The 20,556-nt window shown below is 40.2% G+C and carries 20 protein-coding genes and 1 other annotated feature; of the genes, 2 read left to right on the plus strand and 18 right to left on the minus strand.

From position 1 onward, the window contains the following. Window positions 1–34: 34 nt before the first annotated feature. The 18 genes from mtnN to cymR all read right to left on the minus strand — a co-directional run bounded on the left by mtnN (window position 35) and on the right by cymR (window position 17,488). Window positions 35–721 (minus strand): 5'-methylthioadenosine/S-adenosylhomocysteine nucleosidase, encoded by a 687-nt coding sequence (mtnN, locus tag L3V42_RS05870; protein ID WP_235760971.1) that lies wholly within the window; start codon window positions 719–721, stop codon window positions 35–37. Window positions 722–766: 45 nt separating this feature from the next. Further along, window positions 767–1,441, minus strand: coding sequence for a YrrS family protein (locus L3V42_RS05875; RefSeq protein WP_235760972.1), 675 nt, complete (start codon window positions 1,439–1,441; stop codon window positions 767–769). Window positions 1,442–1,920: 479 nt separating this feature from the next. Further along, window positions 1,921–2,397 carry a transcription elongation factor GreA gene (greA, locus tag L3V42_RS05880; RefSeq protein WP_235760973.1) on the minus strand — a complete coding sequence of 159 codons (477 nt, stop codon included), beginning with the start codon at window positions 2,395–2,397 and terminating at the stop codon, window positions 1,921–1,923. Between the two features lie 160 nt (window positions 2,398–2,557). Continuing rightward, window positions 2,558–3,187: a uridine kinase gene (udk, locus tag L3V42_RS05885; RefSeq protein ID WP_235760974.1), complete on the minus strand. Its 630-nt coding sequence runs from the start codon at window positions 3,185–3,187 to the stop codon at window positions 2,558–2,560. Window positions 3,188–3,203: 16 nt separating this feature from the next. Continuing rightward, window positions 3,204–3,848 carry an O-methyltransferase gene (locus L3V42_RS05890; RefSeq protein ID WP_235760975.1) on the minus strand — a complete coding sequence of 215 codons (645 nt, stop codon included), beginning with the start codon at window positions 3,846–3,848 and terminating at the stop codon, window positions 3,204–3,206. 361 nt (window positions 3,849–4,209) lie between these two features. After that, window positions 4,210–5,328, minus strand: a complete 1,119-nt coding sequence (mltG, locus tag L3V42_RS05895; protein WP_235760976.1) for an endolytic transglycosylase MltG — start codon at window positions 5,326–5,328, stop codon at window positions 4,210–4,212. Window positions 5,329–5,497: 169 nt separating this feature from the next. After that, window positions 5,498–5,785, minus strand: a complete 288-nt coding sequence (locus L3V42_RS05900; RefSeq protein WP_235760977.1) for a DUF1292 domain-containing protein — start codon at window positions 5,783–5,785, stop codon at window positions 5,498–5,500. Between the two features lie 13 nt (window positions 5,786–5,798). Next, a complete protein-coding gene (gene ruvX, locus L3V42_RS05905; protein WP_235760978.1) occupies window positions 5,799–6,212 on the minus strand; it encodes a Holliday junction resolvase RuvX in 414 nt (137 codons plus the stop codon). Then, the gene (locus tag L3V42_RS05910; RefSeq protein WP_235760979.1) at window positions 6,213–6,479 is read right to left on the minus strand and encodes an IreB family regulatory phosphoprotein; all 267 of its coding nucleotides are present in this window, start codon (window positions 6,477–6,479) and stop codon (window positions 6,213–6,215) included. A gap of 83 nt (window positions 6,480–6,562) precedes the next feature. Then, the gene (gene alaS / locus L3V42_RS05915; RefSeq protein ID WP_238471528.1) at window positions 6,563–9,208 is read right to left on the minus strand and encodes an alanine--tRNA ligase; all 2,646 of its coding nucleotides are present in this window, start codon (window positions 9,206–9,208) and stop codon (window positions 6,563–6,565) included. Window positions 9,209–9,223: 15 nt separating this feature from the next. Continuing rightward, window positions 9,224–9,352, minus strand: coding sequence for a hypothetical protein (locus L3V42_RS18270; protein WP_255783415.1), 129 nt, complete (start codon window positions 9,350–9,352; stop codon window positions 9,224–9,226). Window positions 9,353–9,499: 147 nt separating this feature from the next. Beyond that, window positions 9,500–9,702: a binding site (T-box leader), on the minus strand. Window positions 9,703–9,747: 45 nt separating this feature from the next. After that, window positions 9,748–10,818 carry an AI-2E family transporter gene (locus L3V42_RS05920; RefSeq protein WP_238471529.1) on the minus strand — a complete coding sequence of 357 codons (1,071 nt, stop codon included), beginning with the start codon at window positions 10,816–10,818 and terminating at the stop codon, window positions 9,748–9,750. 30 nt (window positions 10,819–10,848) lie between these two features. Continuing rightward, window positions 10,849–11,055 carry a YrzR-like zinc ribbon domain gene (locus L3V42_RS05925; RefSeq protein WP_235760982.1) on the minus strand — a complete coding sequence of 69 codons (207 nt, stop codon included), beginning with the start codon at window positions 11,053–11,055 and terminating at the stop codon, window positions 10,849–10,851. A gap of 67 nt (window positions 11,056–11,122) precedes the next feature. Then, the gene (recD2, locus tag L3V42_RS05930; protein ID WP_235760983.1) at window positions 11,123–13,435 is read right to left on the minus strand and encodes an SF1B family DNA helicase RecD2; all 2,313 of its coding nucleotides are present in this window, start codon (window positions 13,433–13,435) and stop codon (window positions 11,123–11,125) included. Window positions 13,436–14,101: 666 nt separating this feature from the next. Further along, the gene (locus L3V42_RS05935; RefSeq protein ID WP_235760984.1) at window positions 14,102–14,764 is read right to left on the minus strand and encodes a tetratricopeptide repeat protein; all 663 of its coding nucleotides are present in this window, start codon (window positions 14,762–14,764) and stop codon (window positions 14,102–14,104) included. A gap of 15 nt (window positions 14,765–14,779) precedes the next feature. Next, window positions 14,780–15,892 (minus strand): tRNA 2-thiouridine(34) synthase MnmA, encoded by a 1,113-nt coding sequence (mnmA, locus tag L3V42_RS05940; RefSeq protein ID WP_235760985.1) that lies wholly within the window; start codon window positions 15,890–15,892, stop codon window positions 14,780–14,782. A gap of 14 nt (window positions 15,893–15,906) precedes the next feature. Next, window positions 15,907–17,049 carry a cysteine desulfurase family protein gene (locus L3V42_RS05945; RefSeq protein ID WP_235760986.1) on the minus strand — a complete coding sequence of 381 codons (1,143 nt, stop codon included), beginning with the start codon at window positions 17,047–17,049 and terminating at the stop codon, window positions 15,907–15,909. Between the two features lie 19 nt (window positions 17,050–17,068). Then, entirely contained in the window at window positions 17,069–17,488 is a 420-nt protein-coding gene (cymR, locus tag L3V42_RS05950) for a cysteine metabolism transcriptional regulator CymR (RefSeq protein WP_235760987.1), read from the minus strand. Window positions 17,489–18,287: 799 nt separating this feature from the next. On the opposite strand from cymR, the gene L3V42_RS05955 reads away from it, so the two are divergent. After that, a complete protein-coding gene (locus L3V42_RS05955) occupies window positions 18,288–19,574 on the plus strand; it encodes a replication-associated recombination protein A (protein ID WP_235760988.1) in 1,287 nt (428 codons plus the stop codon). Window positions 19,575–19,658: 84 nt separating this feature from the next. After that, window positions 19,659–20,297 carry an RsfA family transcriptional regulator gene (locus L3V42_RS05960; RefSeq protein WP_235760989.1) on the plus strand — a complete coding sequence of 213 codons (639 nt, stop codon included), beginning with the start codon at window positions 19,659–19,661 and terminating at the stop codon, window positions 20,295–20,297. The last annotated feature ends 259 nt before the right edge of the window (window positions 20,298–20,556 follow it).

Below are 20,556 nucleotides of genomic sequence, written 5' to 3' on the forward strand. Positions count from 1 at the left end.
ACTGAGAATTCCTCTGTCTTTTTATTTATTATCTTTATATCGTCTTGACAACCCTCATAATTAGCTCAGAAGCGTTCTTTGCTGCTGTTTTAAGAAAGGCATCAAAGGAAACGGACGAATCCTTTCCAGCGATGTCGGAGAGCGCCCGAATAACGACAAATGGAACTTCATATTGCGCACATACTTGGGCAATGGCAGCTGCCTCCATTTCTGACGCAATCATTTCTGGAAAATTGGAGCGGGCTGTATTTACTTTACCTTCATCTTCCATAAATGAATCGCCTGTCGCAATTAGGCCGATTTCAAAATTTATTCCTAATCCTTTTACAGTATCTGCTGTTAGATGTACAAGACGTTCATCCGCTTGGAATGTAGCGGGCAGTCCCGGTACTTGTCCATAAGAATAGTCAAACGCTGTCACATCTACATCATGGTGCACGACTTCATTAGAAATCACAAGGTCTCCTACTTGGAGATTATCTGAAAAGCCCCCGGCAGAACCGGTATTAATAATAAAATCTGGATGGAAACGTTCCATCATAATTGTTGTTCCCATTGCTGCATTAACTTTTCCAATTCCAGATTTCAATAACACAATTTCTTTTCCCAATAATTCCCCTTGGATGAAACGGCAGCCAGCAACTGTGATCTCTATCCGATCATCCATGTTTCCCAGTAAATAAGCTATTTCTTCATCCATTGCTCCAATGATACCAATCATATTGTTACCTCCAGCTTTTTGTTCAAGTTTCTTTTATTTCCATCCTTACTGCTTTAATGTTTCTAGTTTCGTTGGTTGCCAGCCTTCCCCATCAACCCAAGACATGAATACACGATAATTTTCCGTTTGAGCACGATTGGAAACAGTAGCAACCACTTTCTGATGCCCGCCATTCCCAATCCAAATTTCAATTAATTCATCTTCTGGTATACCTGTTACCATGGATGCTGCTCGTTTAATCTCAATTCGATCTTGGGATCCATCCTCATATTTAGTCGTATGCGGACCAGTTTGCTCTGTACCAATTGGTGACCAGTTACCCATAATCGCTTCCTCGACATCGTCATCTGATGGTTCTGTTTCGACTGTCTCAATTTCGTCATTTTCATTATTTTCTTCCGCTTCTTCACTAGCTGGCTCATCTTCTTCACGGTTGTTATCTTCCGAGTCGGCACCACTTTCATCATTTTCTTCTTGTTCATCAACTGTTTCATTATCTGTACTATTTTCGTTATCATCTTCTTCCGTTTCCAGGAAGAAAGAATCTGCTTCACTTGTAGATGTGTCACGATCATCAGCTGCCTCATCGTTACCGCCAAATATCCAGAAGCCGATTAAAAACACCGCCAAGACGGCCGCTAGAGCAAGAAAATAATTAATGAATTTTGTATTTCTTCTGCGTTTTTCAAACTTGTTCATTCGAGAATTATTGTTTGTCATCTTGATTTTACCTCCTCGTTCCCATTTATCTCGGTGCAATCGTCCGTAAAACTCCCTTTCCACAACTTCAAAACGTACCAAAGAGTTTAGGAGTAAGATAACGGAAGATGACACCTAAGGCTCATTCAACTAACAATCAGCTCGGATAAAGGCTGACTAAGAAGCATTCGTCTTCGCAATATCAGCAGTCGTACAGCTTGTCTGTCGGACACCTCACTAATTGAAGTTTCACTTTATAGTATCATACCATAAGATTTATTGAGAGAAAATAAGTTGGATATCCCAGTTATATTGTTTCGTTTTAAAATGTAAAAAGCAGCAGAGTCTTCCCCCGCTGCTTTTTTAATATTATATTAAGTTAATGAATTTCATAATACGTATTTAATGCTTCACCATCACCATATGTAGTTGGTTCGTTCCCAACTACATATGGTGGAAAAGCCGACTTTGGTAATGATGAAATTCATTCAAGTATTCCGTTATTCGACTTTTGTAATTCGAACTTGGAAATCTCCACCTGGGGTTGTTACAGTAACCTCTGTACCAACTTCCTGACCGAGCAAACTTTTTGCAATTGGAGAGTCATTGGAAATTTTTCCTTCAAATGGATCAGCTTCTGCACTGCCAACAATTGTATATGTTTCCTCATCCCCATCCGGCAGTTCTTGGAATGTAACAGACTTTCCTAAAGAGACAATATTTGAGTTTGTATCATTATTTTCAATGATGACCGCATTGCGGATCATTTTTTCAACTTGTGTAATTCGTTGTTCGACAAAAGCTTGTTCTTCTTTTGCAGCATCATACTCCGAGTTCTCGGACAAGTCGCCAAAATCACGAGCTACCTTAATTCTTTCAACGACTTCTTGTCTTCTATCCGTTTTTAAAAAATGTAATTCTTTCTCTAACTTTTCTTTCCCCTCAGCAGTCATATAATAACTTTTCTCTATAGACATGTAAAACACTCCTTTTTATTTTTCCACTATCATCAAGTATAAATCCTTCACTTGCATTTAAATGTATGCGCTTTGATCGCATTTATGAGATGGATGAGAATATGCTATTCACCATCATCGCAGACTTCTTCTAATTTATCAATATATTTTTACATTGAAATTAATTTTTGTGTGACAAAATTGTTTCGATTTTAGATGCCATGATATCAATTGCTACACGATTTTGTCCACCTTCTGGAATAATAATATCCGCATAGCGCTTCGTCGGTTCGATGAATTGCTGATGGGATGGCCGTACATTGTTCAAGTATTGATCGATAACCGAATCAAGACTCCGGCCTCTTTCTTTGATATCCCGCATTAGCCGACGAATTATCCTTAAATCAGCGTCCGTATCGACAAAGACTTTAATGTCCATCAAATTACGAAGTTCAGCTTCTTCCAGAATAAGAATCCCTTCCACGATAATAACGTCTTTCGGTTCCACATGTATCACTTGATCAGATCGAGTGTGCAATTTATAATCATAAACTGGCTTCTCGATTGTTTTCTTTTCCGTCAAATCTTTGACATGCTGAATCAGTAAATCATTATCGAATGCTAAAGGGTGATCGTAATTTGTGTTCAATCTCTCTTCGAATGATAAGTGTGCTTGATTTTTATAGTAATAATCTTGTTCAAGTACAAGAATCGATTTATCGGTGAAGCGATCATAGATTGCTCTTGTTACAGATGTTTTTCCGCTGCCGCTTCCTCCTGCAACACCGATGACCATTGGTTTATCCAACATTCCTTTAAGCCGCCTTTCAATCTTTTTTATAACTCATCATCACACCGTCTCCAATTGGCAAGATCGATGTGATATAGTCTGGATGCGTACTTAGGAATTGATTATAGTCACGGATTTTCTTTACCATATTCCGGTACCTTTTCGGTGCTGCTTCCTCGTCTTTTACATAGCCTCGAAATAAAACATTATCCGTAACGAGCCAGCCGCCTTTGTGAAGAAGAGGATGAGCAAGATCAAAGAAATTACGGTACTTGCCTTTTGCTGCATCGATGAAAATGAAATCAAATAATTCCTTATTCGATTGCAGCTCTTCTAATACCTCAAGTGCTTCACCTAATCGGACATCCACCTGTTCTGCTTTCTTGCATTCTTTAATAAATTGAATGGCTTCCTTGTAACGCTGTTCATCTTTTTCAATCGTTATTATTTCAGCGTCCGGACTTGCTTCAAGCATTCGGAGAGCCGAATAGCCGATTGCTGTTCCTACTTCCAGAATTCTTTTCGGCTGATGAACGATAATTTGCTTACAAACATAATCAATTGCCGTACTCTCCATAATTGGCACATTGTGCAAATGTGCATATCGTTCGAGCTTTTCAACCTGCTCTGTTACAGGGGTGGTCAGCTCTTTTAAATAGGACTGAATATCCTCATTCATCATTTTTCTACCTCTTTTTTTACTGATAAGTTGTCCCTCGTGAAAAGTAGAAATGTGAATAATGATATTCATATTTCTACCTTCAAGTCTGTGTTCAAAAGGAGGATAAAAAGAACCGAGGTCTGCTAAATAAGCAACGTCCTGTTACAACGCCGACACTAGCACATCCTGTGCGTCGAAATTCGAGGCGGCGAAAGATCCCGGCACCGGAATGTACGTTAGTAGGTACATGAGGAGCGGAAAAGCGAGCCAACGAGCTTCCACAGGAAGTGGTGAGTACTACGTTGTCCACAGGACGTGGATGGTCTTAGTAGAACCTCCCTTTCACGAAGTGTCATTTTTACCGGACTTTTGCACAACCTCTTCAATTCATATATTCATCAACGTTTTGATTATGCTCATCCAAAGTCTCTGCAAAGTGAATATTTCCCTCTTTGTCATGCAGGAAATAATAATAATCACTTTCTACTGGGTTCAGTACCGCCTCCAATGAACTCTGGGCAAAATTACTGATTGGTCCAACTGGAAGCCCGTCCACATAATACGTATTATAGGGTGATTCAATTTCTAAATCTTCATATAGTACACGGTCTTTATGCTCTCCATGCGCATAAAGTACGGTCGGATCTGTTTGCAGCGGCATATCTGCTTCTAAACGATTATAAAATACACCTGCTATTTCGTTACGCTGGTCCAAATGTCCGGTTTCTTTTTCAATAATGGATGCAAATGTAATAGCTTCATGTATCGTCATATCGAGTTCTTCGATTTGCTCAAAGTGTTGGGATATGACCGTCTGGGTATGATCAAGCATCATTTCGACAATTGTCTCAATCGAGGGGTCCTCTTCATAAAAATCATACGTGATGGCAAATAAGTAACCTTCCAAAGGATAACGTATCTCTTCATTTAATATAGCTTCTGAAAGGATAAGCGGGTATTCCTCGATTAACTGTTCGATATAAGCTTCATCATTCACAGTCTCCATAAATTCTTCGCTTGTGAATGAAAATTGATTTGCATAGATTTCGGCTATCTGTTCGAGTGATAGTCCTTCTGGAATCGTTACCCGATGCGCAGTTTCCAGTACAATTTTTCCACTTTTTAAAGATTCAATGATTTCATCCATGGACATCGATGGACTAAATGTATATTCGCCAGCCTGAAATTCTGACTCATTATTCAATTTTATGTAGAAACGGAAAATAAGACCATTTTTAATAATGCCATTTTCTTCTAATATCGTTGCTATTGTTGAACTCGTTGAACCAATCGGAATTTCAACAGCTATTTGTTCATCACTGTTCTCTTCGACCGGCTGTAGAGCTGATTTCACATAATAAAAACCGGCAAGCCCGCCTATAAATAATATCAAAATTAGTAGCAGTACAACAATAAACACAATCTTACGGACCGTGCGCGCTTCTTCTCCGCGAGCATTACGGTTTTCCTTGAAGCGTTTGGTGAATTTACCTTTGCCCATGTGTTCCTCTCCCTCTTATTCGATATATTATACTATATTATGTAAAATAATAAAGTATAAAGTGAGCATTCATTCCGGACTGGCTTTATAACCAATTATCTGGTGATAAGCTTCACTTATTACAGGGAAAAGCTGATGTCTCCTGGAGACATCAGCTTTGATAAGAGATTTAATTTTCGTCTTCTTCCTCTGCCAATGTTGCGAGCATCTCTTCAACAATTTCCCATTCTTCATCCGATTCAATCGGAAATAGGGAGAGATCTTCCTCATCATTTTCTTTTTCTTCGTAACGGAAAGCATATACCTCCACTTCATCGTCATCTGCTTGCTCAACAGGAACGACTGCAATGTAAGATTGATCTGTATCATCTACATCGAATGTGAATAATACTTCGAATAAATGTTCCTCTCCGTTATCATCCGGGATAATAATTCGCTCTTTTTCTTCTAAGCTCATTAGGTCACCTCTTTTATTTTTGATCCAGATAGCCTTGTAAAATAATAACAGCAGCCATCTTATCAATCACTTTCTTTCGTTTTTTTCTGCTCATATCTGCTTCTAATAAAATCCGTTCCGCAGCGGCAGTTGTTAAGCGTTCGTCCCAAAGAACATAAGGCAATTGGAATTTTTTTTCAAAATGTGCGGCGAAACGCTGGGAAGCTTCCCCCCGTTCACCGATTGTACCATTCATGTTCTTCGGTAAACCAATGATAGCTTTCCCTATATCGTGTTCGTCTATAATTTTTTTTAATTCATCATCTGCAGAATGGAGATCTGACTCATTCCAATGAATCGTTGTTATCCCTTGTGCTGTCCAGCCAAGTACGTCACTGACAGCAACACCGATTGTTTTTGATCCTACATCCAGTCCAATAATTTTCATTTAGTTATTTTGATTTTCCTTTAAATAATATTTTACTAATTCTTCAATCACTTCATCACGTTCCACTTTACGGATTAGATTTCTCGCATCTTTATGCCTTGGGATATAAGCAGGGTCACCGGATAATAAATAACCTACAATCTGATTAATCGGATTGTATCCTTTTTCCTGTAATGCTTCATGCACGGTAAAAAGGATTGTTTTTATATCGCGATCAAACGGCTCCTCTGAAAAATTAAACTTCATTGTCTTATCAATTGAACTCATTGTGACACCTCATTCCAAGTATTCGCGCACTCTCCATCTATATAGAATCATTATAACCTTTTCAATGAATTGTTACAAATTACTTACTGATTGATTGCTTTCTTTACAAAAGCTTGTGCGGATAGAAGAGCATCTTGAATCTTGGACGGCTCACTCCCCCCTGCCTGGGCCATGTCCGGACGCCCTCCTCCTCCGCCGCCGCATATTGTAGCAGCTTCTTTTATTAATTTACCTGCATGTATACCTTTTTCGACAAGATCTTTGGAAACTCCTGCTGCAAGCTGAACTTTTCCATTATTTTCTGTCGCAAGTAAAATAACTGCGGAATCAAGTTTTTGTTTCAAATCATCTACCATATTACGAAGTTGATTCATATCCTTTACATTAACATGTTCTGCAAGCACAGGGATGCCAGCCACATCTTCCACTTGCTCTAATATAGAAGAAGCCTCTACGTTTGCGATTTTCATGCTAAGAGATTCGTTTTCTTTTTGCAAGTCCCGTACTTCTTGTTGTAATAATTGTACTTTTTCTGTTATTTGCTGATCATCATTTGCTTTTACGAGACTGAATACTTGTTTTAAGATTTTCATTTTCCCGTTTAAAAATTCATAGGCTTTCTTGCTTGTGACAGCTTCAATCCTTCTTGTACCTGCGCCGATTCCACCTTCTGATACGAGTTTAAACAATCCAATTTCGGAAGTGTTGCGGACGTGGCAACCACCACATAATTCGACACTGTAATCACCGATTTGCACGACCCGAACAATATCACCATATTTCTCACCAAATAATGCCATTGCCCCTGTTTCCTTCGCTTTGTCGAACTCCTGGTAGTCAATGGCCAGGTCAATCGATTCCCAAATCTTCTCGTTCACAATCGCTTCGATATTCTGGAGTTCCTCTTCAGTAAGTGCAGAGAAGTGCGTGAAGTCAAATCGTAAACGATCTGGTGTAACAAGTGAACCTGCTTGATTAACATGTTTACCAAGTACATCCTTCAGTGCCTGGTGCAGAATGTGGGTTGCTGTATGGTTTTTAATAACTGCATTACGGAAAGCATTTTCGACAATTGCTTGAACTTCCTCCCCTTTATGGAACTCTCCGCTTTTCACTGTCACTTTATGGACATGCAAGCCTTGTGGTGATTTTTGCACGTCTTCCACATAAGCGGTGGCATGTTCCGTGTAAATCCAGCCTGTATCGGCTATTTGTCCGCCGCTTTCAGCGTAAAAGGGTGTTTCTTTTAAGAAAAGGAATATTTCATCGTTTTCCTTTGCCACTGGCTTTTCCTCACCTGCATGAAGAATGGCTGTAATAGTTGTCGTTGTTTCCAATGTGTCGTAACCGATAAACCGATCTTCCAAATCAAGTTCGCTTAATGTCGTATCTTGCACCTGCATGGAATCGACTTTTTGCCTTGCATTCCTTGCCCGTTCTTTCTGTTTCTCCATTTCAACTTCGAATCCTTGTTCATCAATGGTAAATCCATGTTCTTCCACATATTCAGCTGTGAGTTCTTTTGGAAATCCATACGTATCATATAATTTAAATACTGCTTCTCCAGGAAATACTTTATTTCCAGCTTCTTCTTCCCGTTTAATAATTAAAGTTAATATTTCCAATCCGTCGTTCAGTGTTTCGTGGAAACGCTCTTCTTCAGAACGGATAATTTTGGCGACATGTTCTTTCTGTTCTGCTACTTGCGGGTAAAAGTCTTTCATAATTCCTCCGACAATATCGACCAATTCATATAAAAATGGTTTGTCGAGACCTATATCCTTGGAAAAACGGATTGCTCTACGAATCAGTCTTCTTAAAACATAACCACGGCCTTCATTGGATGGAAGCGCACCGTCAGCAATCGCAAAGCTAACCGTCCGGATATGGTCCGCAATTACTTTAAATGCAATCGTCTGTTTATCATCTGCACCATATTTCACTTGGGCTATTTGCTCTGTCTTTTCTATTATCGGCATAAATAGATCCGTTTCAAAGTTTGTCGGCACATTCTGAATAATAGACATGAGACGTTCAAGTCCCATCCCGGTATCAATATTTTTCTTCGGCAGCGGCGTGTACGTATCGTCCGCATTATGATTGAATTGAGAGAATACCAAGTTCCAAATTTCAAGATAACGGGCGTTTTCTCCTCCCGGAAATAGTTCCGGATCATTTGGGTCATTCCCGTACTGTTCGCCACGATCGTAAAAGATTTCCGTATTCGGTCCACTTGGGCCTTCACCGATATCCCAGAAGTTTTCCTCGAGCCGGATAATCCGTTCCTGTGGTAATTTAATTTCTTTTAACCAAATATCATAAGCTTCATCATCTTCCGGATGGACCGTAACCGATAGCACCTCCGGATTGAATCCGAGCCATTTATCGCTCGTTAAAAACTCCCAAGCCCAATGGATGGCTTGCTTTTTGAAATAATCACCGATGGAAAAATTACCGAGCATTTCAAAGAACGTATGATGCCTAGCGGTATAGCCGACATTTTCAATATCATTTGTCCGGATCGCTTTCTGTGCGTTTACAATCCGCGGATTATCCGGAATAACCCTACCGTCAAAGTATTTCTTTAACGTAGCGACCCCACTGTTGATCCATAAAAGGCTCGGGTCGTCTTTCGGAACGAGTGACGCGCTTGGCTCAACTTTATGGTCTTTCTCTTTAAAAAAATCGAGAAATAGTTGTCTTACTTCAGCTGAATTTAATTTTTTCATTTTTATCCTCCTCGGTTAGGTGGGACAGTTGCTCTGACCCCTTGTCCCAGTTTTTTTCAACTCACTGTCGTCGCCTGAGTTTCCTTTATCTCCATTCCGGTAAAAAGGAGGTTCGATTAAGTTCGCCCCATCCTGGGGCAACATCGAACTACCTCCTATCCTGGGAGACACAGTTTGTACGTTGCTGCGACTACTGGATGTGCTAGTACAGGCGTTGCGAAGACGATTGTGTACTTAGCCTGTAAGGGCGCTTCCGCCTTTGTTCATACAAAAAAATCTCCTCTCTGCTGATGCAGGGACGAGATTGTTCGCGGTACCACCCTAGTTGTGAATAGTCTTCTATTCACCTCTTGTGCATGTTAACGGTTTGATACCGACGGGGATTAGCCGTACTCTAGTGTAGCATTCCATGATTCGATGTGAGGATTTTCTCAGCTTTAAAATCCCTTTCTGTCACACGAGCTTCATGTACTCGGCACTTTCAACATTTTTAATTATTCATCTAGCGTTAGTATAGATAAATATTCCCTGCTTGTCAATTAGTTATCAGTGGATAATAGATATGGCAAGTGTTTGACAATTACTTTTAAAATAGCTGCTACTGGAACAGCGATGATCATTCCAATGATCCCGAATAATTGTCCGCCTAACAATAATGCAAAAATAATCATTACCGGATGAATCCGTATATTCTTGCCCATAATAAATGGTGAAAGGAAATTCCCTTCTATTATCTGAACGATGAATAGCACAATGACTACATAGAGTGCATGTAATGGAGATATTGTATAAGCAATCATCACTGCTGGCACTGCACCAATAATTGGACCGAAATAAGGAATAATATTCGTTAAGCCAATCAAAATAGCGAGTAAGAGTGCATAAGGAACTTGTAAAAACTTGAAAGCTAAAAGCGTCATGAGGGCGACAATCGAGCTGACAAAAAATAATCCTCTTAAATACCCACCTAGACTTTTATCGATTGCAAGTACCATTCTCTTCACTCTTGTGTGCAGCCTGACTGGGATAAACCTTTTTATCAAATGTTTCATTCCTTGATAGTCCTTTATGTAATAAAAGACGAGCACAGGAATAACTGTAACTATAAGAATCATATCAAAGAAATGGGTGAATCCATTGACTAGGCGTGACACGAGCTGATCCAGCGTATCTTCCAAGCGGATAATCAATTCATCAATTCTGTCGTGAAAGGTCTCCGGCAGAAATGAAGTATAGCTGTAAATGTAGTTAATCGATGATTCATACATATTTACAAACTGTGGGATGTTTTCAATCAAATCATTCATTTGCTGGATAACGAGCGGATAGACACGGTAAAGTAAAATGGCAGCTCCACCGAAAAAAAGGATATAAATAATCAGAACGGCTAGTCCTTTATGAATCTGTTGCCTGTCCAGAAAATTAATAATCGGGTACAATAAATAAGCGATGAATCCTGCGATAATAAATGGCAAAAAAAGCTGCCATAAAAAGGAAAAAACCTCCTTAAAGTAAGGATAGGTTATCCATAATAAAAATAAAAAGACTAAAACAAGGATTCCGAGTAAAAGTATATATAATAGTTTCTTTCCATTCCACCTCTCAAGCAACTGCAACACCTCGTGTTATATTTGCATTTCTTATGACAGTAGCTTATCTTCCGCAACCGTTCTCTCTTCCTCTGAAAACAAGTCATTCAGCGGACTTAAACTGCCATCTGCTTCGATTTGGTGAATATGGAATTTATCCTTTTTAACTGCTAACTCCAAATAACAAGACCAGCAATAATACAATTGGACTCCTATTTTTCCAAGATTTTTCCCTTTACAATTTGGACACTGCATCATGTGATCATCTCCTGGCTATAATTTCTATTTATAGCCTAGCCGAAAGAGAAAACGAATATACTTCCATTTACATAAAATCATAGGGATTCAGTTCTTTTTCTTCAGCCGAGATTGAAATCGGTAATTCTTGTACTTCTTCTATTCTGCTCTCCAGCCGCTCAATTAGAGAGGTGTAGCGCTGATTCGTGTCCATCGTCGTAACGCCACGCAAGAAAGCAGACATATCTCCGCATATAATAAGAGATTCTTTACTTCTCGTTATAGCTGTATATAATAAGTTCTTCCGAAGCATCCGGTAGTACGAAGGTATGACCGGTAATAGAATGATTGGAAATTCACTTCCCTGGGATTTATGAATGGAGATACAATAAGCGTGCATGAAATTCCCGAAATCCTGCCGCTCATATACAATTTCCTTTTCCTCAAAAGCGATAACGATTTGTTCTTTCTTCTCTTTATTTTCTTTAGCGAAAAAGATGGCGACAATTTCCCCGATATCTCCATTAAACACCCCGTCTTCCGGCTGGTTGACTAATTGAATCACCCTGTCGCCGACCCGGTAATTCACGTCCATCACTTTCATTTCACGTGTTTTATCTGTTTTCGGGTTTAATAGTTGTTGGATTTCTTCATTAATCCGATTAATTCCTGCTTCTGTTTTGTAAATTGGAGCAAGAACTTGAATATCATTTGTATCGATTCCTTTTTCGATCGCATGTTTAAATATAATCGTGATCGCTTCAACAATTTGCCGGTTATTTGCTGGGATAAAACTGAAATCATTCGCTTTTTGCAGTGACGCCTCTGTTATCTCGTTATTTTTAATTTCATGAGCGAGTTCAATGATTTTAGAACCTTCTTTTTGGCGGTATACTTCATACAGCCTCACGATAGGCATTTTACCGCTTGAAAGTAAATCGGATAGTACTTGACCAGGTCCGACAGATGGCAGCTGGTCTTCATCTCCAACTAATAATACTTGCATATCATCCGGGATTGCTTTAAACAAATGATTAGCAAGCCAAATGTCGACCATTGAAAATTCATCGACAATCAGAAATTTTCCTGACAAACGTTCCTGTTCATTTTTTTCGAAACCGTCATTTCCATTCCAACCAAGCAACCGGTGAATGGTTGAAGCAGGTAGTCCAGTCGATTCACTTAATCGCTTAGCAGCCCGACCTGTTGGAGCTGTGAGCACGAAAGGAAATTCCGACTTTTTTTCATAATCATCAACATCAAGGGAGTGATCATGGATTGTTGCGTAAGCCTTCACGATTCCTTTTATTACGGTTGTTTTTCCTGTACCTGGTCCACCGGTAAGAATCATCACTCTGGATTGTAATGCTTTTTCAATTGCATCAAATTGTTCTTTCCCATAGCTCAGTATTTCTTCTTCTTCAATTTCTCCCGTTATCTTCATTAACTCTGCTAATGTTGTCTCGTTTTCAATTTCTTTACTCATCACTCTGCTAATGTGCGATGCAAAACCATCTTCTGCATAATACAGTGAAGGCAAATATATATTTCCTTCATTTATAATCACTTTCTTTTGCGTATTCAATTCTTCCAATCGATCTTGAATGATTTGTTCTGTTAATTCAAATCCCAGTACTTGAATCATTTCCTGTACGCACTGGTCATATGGTAAATAGACATGGCCGTCTTGCATACTTTTTTGTAAAACAAAAATACAGCCTGCACCAATCCGGTTTGGATGATCAGGTGATAAGCCGTTCATCCTTGCAATCCGGTCAGCGGACTGAAAACCAAAGCCTTCGATATCAAAAACGAATTGATACGGATCTTCATATAACTTATGTACAGCTTCCTCTTTATATTGCTGATAAATTCGCTGCGCCATTTTAAGAGTGATTTGGTAGCTTGAAAGGGTGATTGCAATCCGTTCAAAGCCTTGATGTTCTTCCAAACTCTTATGTAATTGTTCTCTTGTTTGTTTTTTAAGACCCGGAATTCCGTCCAGGCATTCCGGGTTTTCTAAAATATGGGAGATGGCGTTCATTCCTAATTTATCAACGATGCGAGTAGCTGTTTTTTCACCAATCGCATAAAACAAGTCACTGGACAAATAGGAAATCAAGCCTTCCTTCGTATCTGGGATATAGGTTTGATAGGATTCAACGCGGTACTGGATTCCGAACTTTTGGTGATGTTCGAAGACGCCGTAGAAATAATAGGAATGCTCTTCTGTCAGCTGAGAGAAATAACCTTTAGCAACAATCTCTCTCTCTTCATATTCTTCGTTCGTATCCTCTATTTTAACTTTTATGATTGCAAAATTCTCATCTTCATTTTGAAAAATCGTATAAAGAAGGGTGCCGCGAATATATCCTTTTTCATTTCGTTGCTTATCTTCCATACTTAAACACGCTCGTTTCGTTCTTTATTGACTCAACTTTCGCAGCCTGAAACAGTTAACTAGGCCTGAACCACTCAAGAAACCTGAAATCCACTGACCCATAACCCGCATATTCCTTTCATTCAGCGTAAGTGATTTGCGCATTCTCTAGACTGGAGTTATAATTTCCGTTCAGTTTCCCGGTGGACGGATGCGCATCCTTAGGCACTGCTAGAGCTCCTCGGGCTGAGCACTAAGGGGTCTCCAGACTCGTGCTGTTCCCGCATGAGTCACCGTCCACCGGGCAACTGAACTGGTAGAGATGATTATTTTAAATATAAATTATTCCGTCACGATAAGGATTATACTTTTCCAGTACACTAAACAGTGATCCTAATATGGTCTTTCCTGGTAGCAGTCCAGACACCTCGAGACTCCTGCGGGGGGGTAGGCCTGGCGAGACCCCGCAGCGCGATAGCGCGAGGAGGCTTGCCGGCCGCTCAGCAGGTGCGAGAGGTGTCTGGACTGCGGACCTTCAGAAGAGAGTTTCGGTTTCGGACACTTACGCTGAATGAAAACTGTAGTTTATCTATCTGTTAAAATCACGTCTAACCCTCTTCTTCTCCGACTATTGGGGCTTGTTAGAATTGAACTGCTTTGCTTTGTTTTTTTTAGGAAAAATGTTGATTATTGATTTTCCAAAAACTGTTCCACTTGTTTCTTTCCGTTTGCGGCTAAATAATGGTCCGGTTGTTCTTTCAGGGCTTGACTGAAATGTTTGAGGGCTTGTTCGGCATCCTCGTTGAAGACGGCGATGACACCTAAATTGTAATGGGCATCACTATGAGTCTCGTCCATTTCAATCACTTCTTGGAAGACTGTCTTCGCCTCATCGACAAGTTCCGCTTGGGCAAGTGAAAGTCCATATTGGAAACGATAATTGATTTCACCCCCTGCCAGTTCCGTTGCTCGCAATAAATAAGGTAAAGCTAATTTAAATTGTTCCTGGTACTGTAAAGAAAGGCCCAGTAAGTAATATAAATGAGCATCCTCGAGCCCTTTATCCAGAGCTTGCTCAAAATAGCCGTTCGCTTTTTTGAATTGTTCTTGTTCAAAATATAGATTGCCAAGTCCATAATAAGCAGTGGCAGCTGTGTCATCCAAATTGATCGCTTTTAAAAAGAATCGCTCCGCCCGTTCCGCTTCTTGGAGCTCTACTAAAAGATTCCCAAAATTAATATAGCCTAGTGGGTCGCTTGGATTCTCCTCAATCAATTCATTAAATAACTTTGCCGCTTCTTCATATTTTCCTTCCTGCATCATCTGGATTGCTTCTCTATTCTTATCCATGAATAATCCCCTAACTCAACCTACATAATCAAGATGTTGTTCGTTTTTAATTACTTTATCAATCGTGCCGCCACCTAGGCAAACTTCGCCATCATAGAATACGACAGCCTGTCCTGGAGTGATTGCCCGCTGTGGTTCAGCAAATTCGACATGGACATTTCCATCCTCTAGTACAGTGACTTTAACTTTACTGTCTTTTTGACGATATCTGAACTTGGCAGTACATGTAAATGTGTCTTGAACCTCTTCCGGGTTGATCCAATTCAGATCCGTTGCGATTAATGAATCGGAATATAAATAATCATTTCCGTAGCTTTGCTCTACATATAAAATGTTTTCTTCCAAATTCTTGCCGACAACAAACCATGGTTCACCCGGTCCGCCAATGCCAAGTCCCTGACGCTGTCCAATTGTATAGTACATTAATCCATCATGAGCACCCATCACTTCACCAGTAAGAGTCTGCATTTCACCTGGTTGTGCTGGCAAATATTCACTTAAAAACTCTTTGAAATTCCGCTCTCCGATAAAGCAAATCCCTGTAGAATCCTTCTTCGTAGCTGTTGCGAGATTATGTTTTAGAGCAATTTCACGCACTTGCGGCTTCTGCAAATGCCCTAATGGGAACATGACTTTTGCTAAGACGTCACCGGAAAGCTGGTTCAAAAAATACGTTTGATCTTTATTTTCATCTACTCCGCGCAGCAATTCAACTTTCCCGTCACCTTGCCTTACTTGAGCGTAATGGCCAGTTGCAAGATAATCTGCACCTAGAGACACAGCATGATCAAGGAATGCTTTGAATTTAATTTCCTTATTGCAGATGACGTCTGGGTTCGGAGTACGTCCCGCTTTATATTCATCAAGGAAATAGGTGAATACTTTATCCCAATATTCCTTTTCAAAATTTACTGAGTAATAAGGGATATCCAGTTGATTACATACGCGGACAACATCATCGAAATCTTCCGTTGCTGTACAGACACCAAACTCATCGGTATCATCCCAGTTTTTCATGAAGATGCCGACAACGTCATAGCCTTGCTCTTTCAAAAGCAAAGCGGCGACTGATGAATCGACCCCTCCACTCATTCCAATTACAACTCGTGTATTTTTATTTTCATTCATTTTAATCACTTTCCTTATTTTGTTAACCGTTTAATAATTTTTGCTACCCGTTTTGCCGCTTCAATTATATTTTCATCTGTATTGGCACTGCCGAAACTGAAACGGATGGAGTTTGTTGTGCAAGGATTACTGTCACCGAACATTGCACTCAATACGTGGGAAGGTTCGACGCTTCCGGCTGTGCAAGCACTTCCGCTTGAGGCGGCAATTCCTTCTAAATCTAAATTTGTCAACACTTGTTCCACGTTTGTACCAGGGAAACTAATATTGACAATCGTATTGATTGCATGTTCCTGGTCTCCGTTCAAGGAGAATTCAACTCCTTCACGCTTAAGCTGTTCAATAAATAGTTCTTTATACCGCTTGTAGGCAAGATTTCTTGCTTCTCGTTCTGCGGTGATCAGTTGAACGGCTTCTTTAAAACCAACGATGGCAGCGACGTTTTCTGTACCTGCACGGCGTTTTCTTTCCTGTTCCCCACCGAACGCCAAGTTTTGCATCACGACGGATTCGCGTGTATAGAGAAAACCAATCCCTTTCGGCCCATTAATTTTATGTGCGGAGGTGGTTAATAAATCAACACCTAATTCATCCACATTAAGTTCTAATAAACCATAAGCCTGAACAGCATCCGTATGGAAATAAGCCTGATGTTCTTTTAACACCTCACCAATTTCCTTAATTGGCTGAATCACTCCCGTTTCATTATTTACAAACATAATGGAAATAAGAATCGTATCTTCTCGTAATGCTGCTTCAACTGCTCTAGGAGAAATACGGCCAGATTCATCAGTCGGTAAATAGGTTATCTCAAACCCAAGGGTTTCCAAATATTCTGCTGTATGGAGAACGGCATGATGTTCTTGCGCTGTTGTTATAATATGGTTTCCCTTTTCCCTATTCGCAAGGGCTGTTCCAATCAACGCCAGATTATCTGCTTCTGTGCCACCGCTTGTAAAGTAAATTTCCTTTTCATTGGCACCGATACTAGAAGCGATGAGTCGTCTTGCTTCATCTAATTGTTTCCTTGCTTTTCTTCCCTGCGAGTGAACGCTTGAAGGGTTGCCATAAACTTCCTGAAAAATGACGGTCATTGCTTCTGCAACTTTCTGATCCATTGGGGTAGTTGCGGCATGGTCTAAATAGATTACTTCCATGATGTGAATTCCTTTCTTGTCAGATGTAGAACATATAGGCTTCTTCTTTATTATTATCACTGGAATCGACTAAATCCTTAAGTGTTGTATGGTCTAACACTCCGCGGATTGCATCGCGGATTCTAATCCATAATGCTTGTTGGGCAGGTTTCTCTTCTTCTAATCCTTCAACTAGTGTGATCGGTCCCTCGAGTACCCGTATCACATCTCCTGCAGTAATTTCTGTCGGTTCCTTTGCAAGTTTGTAGCCTCCATAGGCTCCTCTTACACTTCTAACTAATCCTGCGTTCCGAAGAGGTGCAGCCAGCTGCTCCAAATAATGCTCGGATAAATTATTTTCCTGAGCGATTGATTTTAATGATTTAGGACCTTCCCCGTATTCCTTTGCAAGCTCTATCATTATCGTTAGTCCATATCTTCCTTTTGTTGTTACTTTCATTTTACATTGCACCTCTTTATAATTAAATCACTACTATACGGAATATATTTTCCATTGTCTATCAATTAGCTTCTGATCATTCAGTTGTATTATTCTATTTGCTATTATAACATGAACCGTCTCTCTCTTGCATTTCTCTAATTTCAAGTCTAAGCTTTATATATAACTCAACCTCCACACCTACAAATAGGTAAGCAAATTATCCCTATCAAGCGCCCAGTGTCTTTATTATTTATTACTTTCATTCAGGCGTAAATGCAACTTCCACTCCCTTCTGGAGGTCCGCAGTCCAGACACCTCTCGCTTTCCGTGGGCGGCTGGTGAGCCTCCTCGGGCTGGCGCCCTGCGGGGTCTCACATAGGCCTGTCCTCCCACAGGAGTCTCGAGGTGTCTGGACTGCTACGAGGAAATACCTGATATGGAACCTTATTTCTTATTAGGAAAGATGGAATGACTTCCATTCATAATAATAATTCTTACCAGTTCAGTTGCCCGGCGGACGGTGACTCCTACGAGAATAGCACGTGTCCGAAGACCCCGCAGGAAGCGGTTTTCTTCCGAGGAGGCTGAGGCCGTGCCCGTGGAAAGCATCCGTCCGCCGGGCAACTGAACGGCGATAAAAGTTCCAAACAAAGTGAACGAGCAAACACTTACGCTGAATGAAAGCGATTATTGTTTCTTTCGGTACTTTTGACAGAGTTGTTAGGTAAATAGAAGAAACAACTGGGCCATGGGGGTAGCTAACTGTTTTAGACTGCGAAAGTTGAATATATCATAAGAACTTAAAAGGACGGTTTATATGAAAAAACAACCTTTAGCACTACGAATGCGGCCAACTCATATTAATGAAATCATTGGCCAGGAACACCTTGTTGGAGATGGAAAGCTAATCCAGCGAATGGTAACAGCGAACATGCTCGCGTCAATGATTCTGTTTGGGCCGCCAGGAACTGGTAAAACTTCTACAGCATTTGCCATTGCCAAGACAGCAGGCCTTCAGGTGAGATTATTGAATGCAGTGACGCATAAAAAGAAAGATATGGAGATCGTTGTCGAAGAAGCGAAATTAAGTGGTAATCTCGTGCTTATCTTAGATGAGGTCCACCGTTTGGACAAAGCAAAACAAGACTTCCTTCTCCCCCACCTTGAAACAAATCTCATTACGATGATTGGCTGTACAACAAGTAATCCATATCATTCCATCAATCCGGCAATCCGGAGCAGATGTCATTTATTCGAACTTGAATCATTAGAGCCAGAACATGTGAAAACAGCATTACTTCGAGCAGTCGAGGATAAAGAACGCGGGCTAGGTGAAATGAAGATTGAAATCACTTCAGAAGCACTCGATCATTTTGCTGATAGCTCAAATGGGGATATGCGAGCTGCTTTAAATGGCCTTGAGCTAGCGGCAATGTCAACACCACCAAACACAGATGATATCATCAAAATTGAACTTGAAGCTGCAGAAGAATGCATGCAAAAGAAAAGTTTTTCCCATGATAAGGGAGGAGATGCGCATTATGACGTACTCTCAGCATTCCAAAAATCGATCCGCGGCAGCGATGTGAACGCTTCTCTTCATTATTTAGCTAGATTAATTGAAGCGGGCGACCTAGACAGTATCGCAAGAAGAATGCTTGTTATCGCTTATGAAGACATCGGCTTAGCTAATCCGCAAGCAGGACCCCGTGTTCTTGCAGCTGTACAAGCTGCTGAAAGAATCGGATTCCCGGAAGCAAGAATTCCATTAGCTGTTGCAATTGTAGAACTCGCCCTCTCCCCGAAATCGAACACAGCCTATAAAGCTCTCGACGGGGCTCTCGCTGACGTGCGTAACGGAAAGAGCGGCGATATTCCATTACATCTGAAGGATAGCCATTATAAAGGGGCAAAAGATTTAGGCAGAGGGGTCGACTATAAATATCCGCATAATTATGACGGAGCATGGGTCGCGCAGCAATATTTACCAGATCGGATTAAAAATATGAAATATTACAATCCGAAAGATACCGGTAAATTTGAAAAAGCAATGAAACAGGTCTATGAAAAAATCGAACAAGAAATGAAAGTTACAAAAAGATGACGTATAAATCTTTTTTCTTGAGGCAATAATAACTAGCAACATGATAATCTATTGTTTTGCCCTAGAAAAAGGAGTTGGATAATAATGGCCAAAGTGAGACAAGATGCCTGGTCCCATGAGGATGATCTATTGCTGGCAGAAACCGTATTGCGTCATATTAGGGAAGGCAGCACCCAACTGAATGCATTTGAAGAAGTTGGGGATAAATTAAACCGGACTTCAGCTGCCTGTGGATTCAGGTGGAATGCGGAAGTCCGTAATAAATATATCAATGCAATTGATTTAGCTAAACGGCAGCGGAAAGAAATGAAACGAAAACAAGCAAAACAAAATTTCACACCTGTTCCGAAGCAAACCATTCCGAGCAAAGAAACAATCGCCGTGAAAACTACTGCTGATGAGATTACATTCGATATGGTTCTTGCATTCTTGAATGAAATAAAACAAGACTACTATGTTTCCAATCAATCAAAAGCTACAACAGAAGCAGCATTAACAGAAAACGAACAATTAAAAGAAGAAGTTGCTAAACTCGAAAAACAATTGAAACAGACGGAAAAACAGCTAGAAACAATGCAGGAAGATTACCAAACATTTATTCAAATTATGGACAGGGCGAGACGAATGACCGTTCTGAAAGACGAACGCTCTTTCACCTCCCCGAGCTTCCGGATGGATAAAAATGGTAACCTTGAACAACTAGCTAACCCTTCATCGAATTAAAAATAAAGAGGCTGGGACAAAACCCCAGTAAATAGAAAATCGCTTCGCGCAAAAAGCGTGAAGCGATTTTCTATTTACTCTTATTTTACTCAACAAAAAGGACACCTTTTGATAAAATTAAAGTTACCACAACAATAATTCATCACAAAAGAGGTGTCCTTATGTTTAAACATTATAACATGAATCAAGTTGTTTTGCCGCTAGATTTAGAAATGAAACTACAAGAAAATGATATTGCCTTTGCGATTCACGATTTAGT

This window comes from Oceanobacillus alkalisoli (genome assembly GCF_022213125.1).
Classification (GTDB): domain Bacteria; phylum Bacillota; class Bacilli; order Bacillales; family Amphibacillaceae; genus Oceanobacillus; species Oceanobacillus alkalisoli.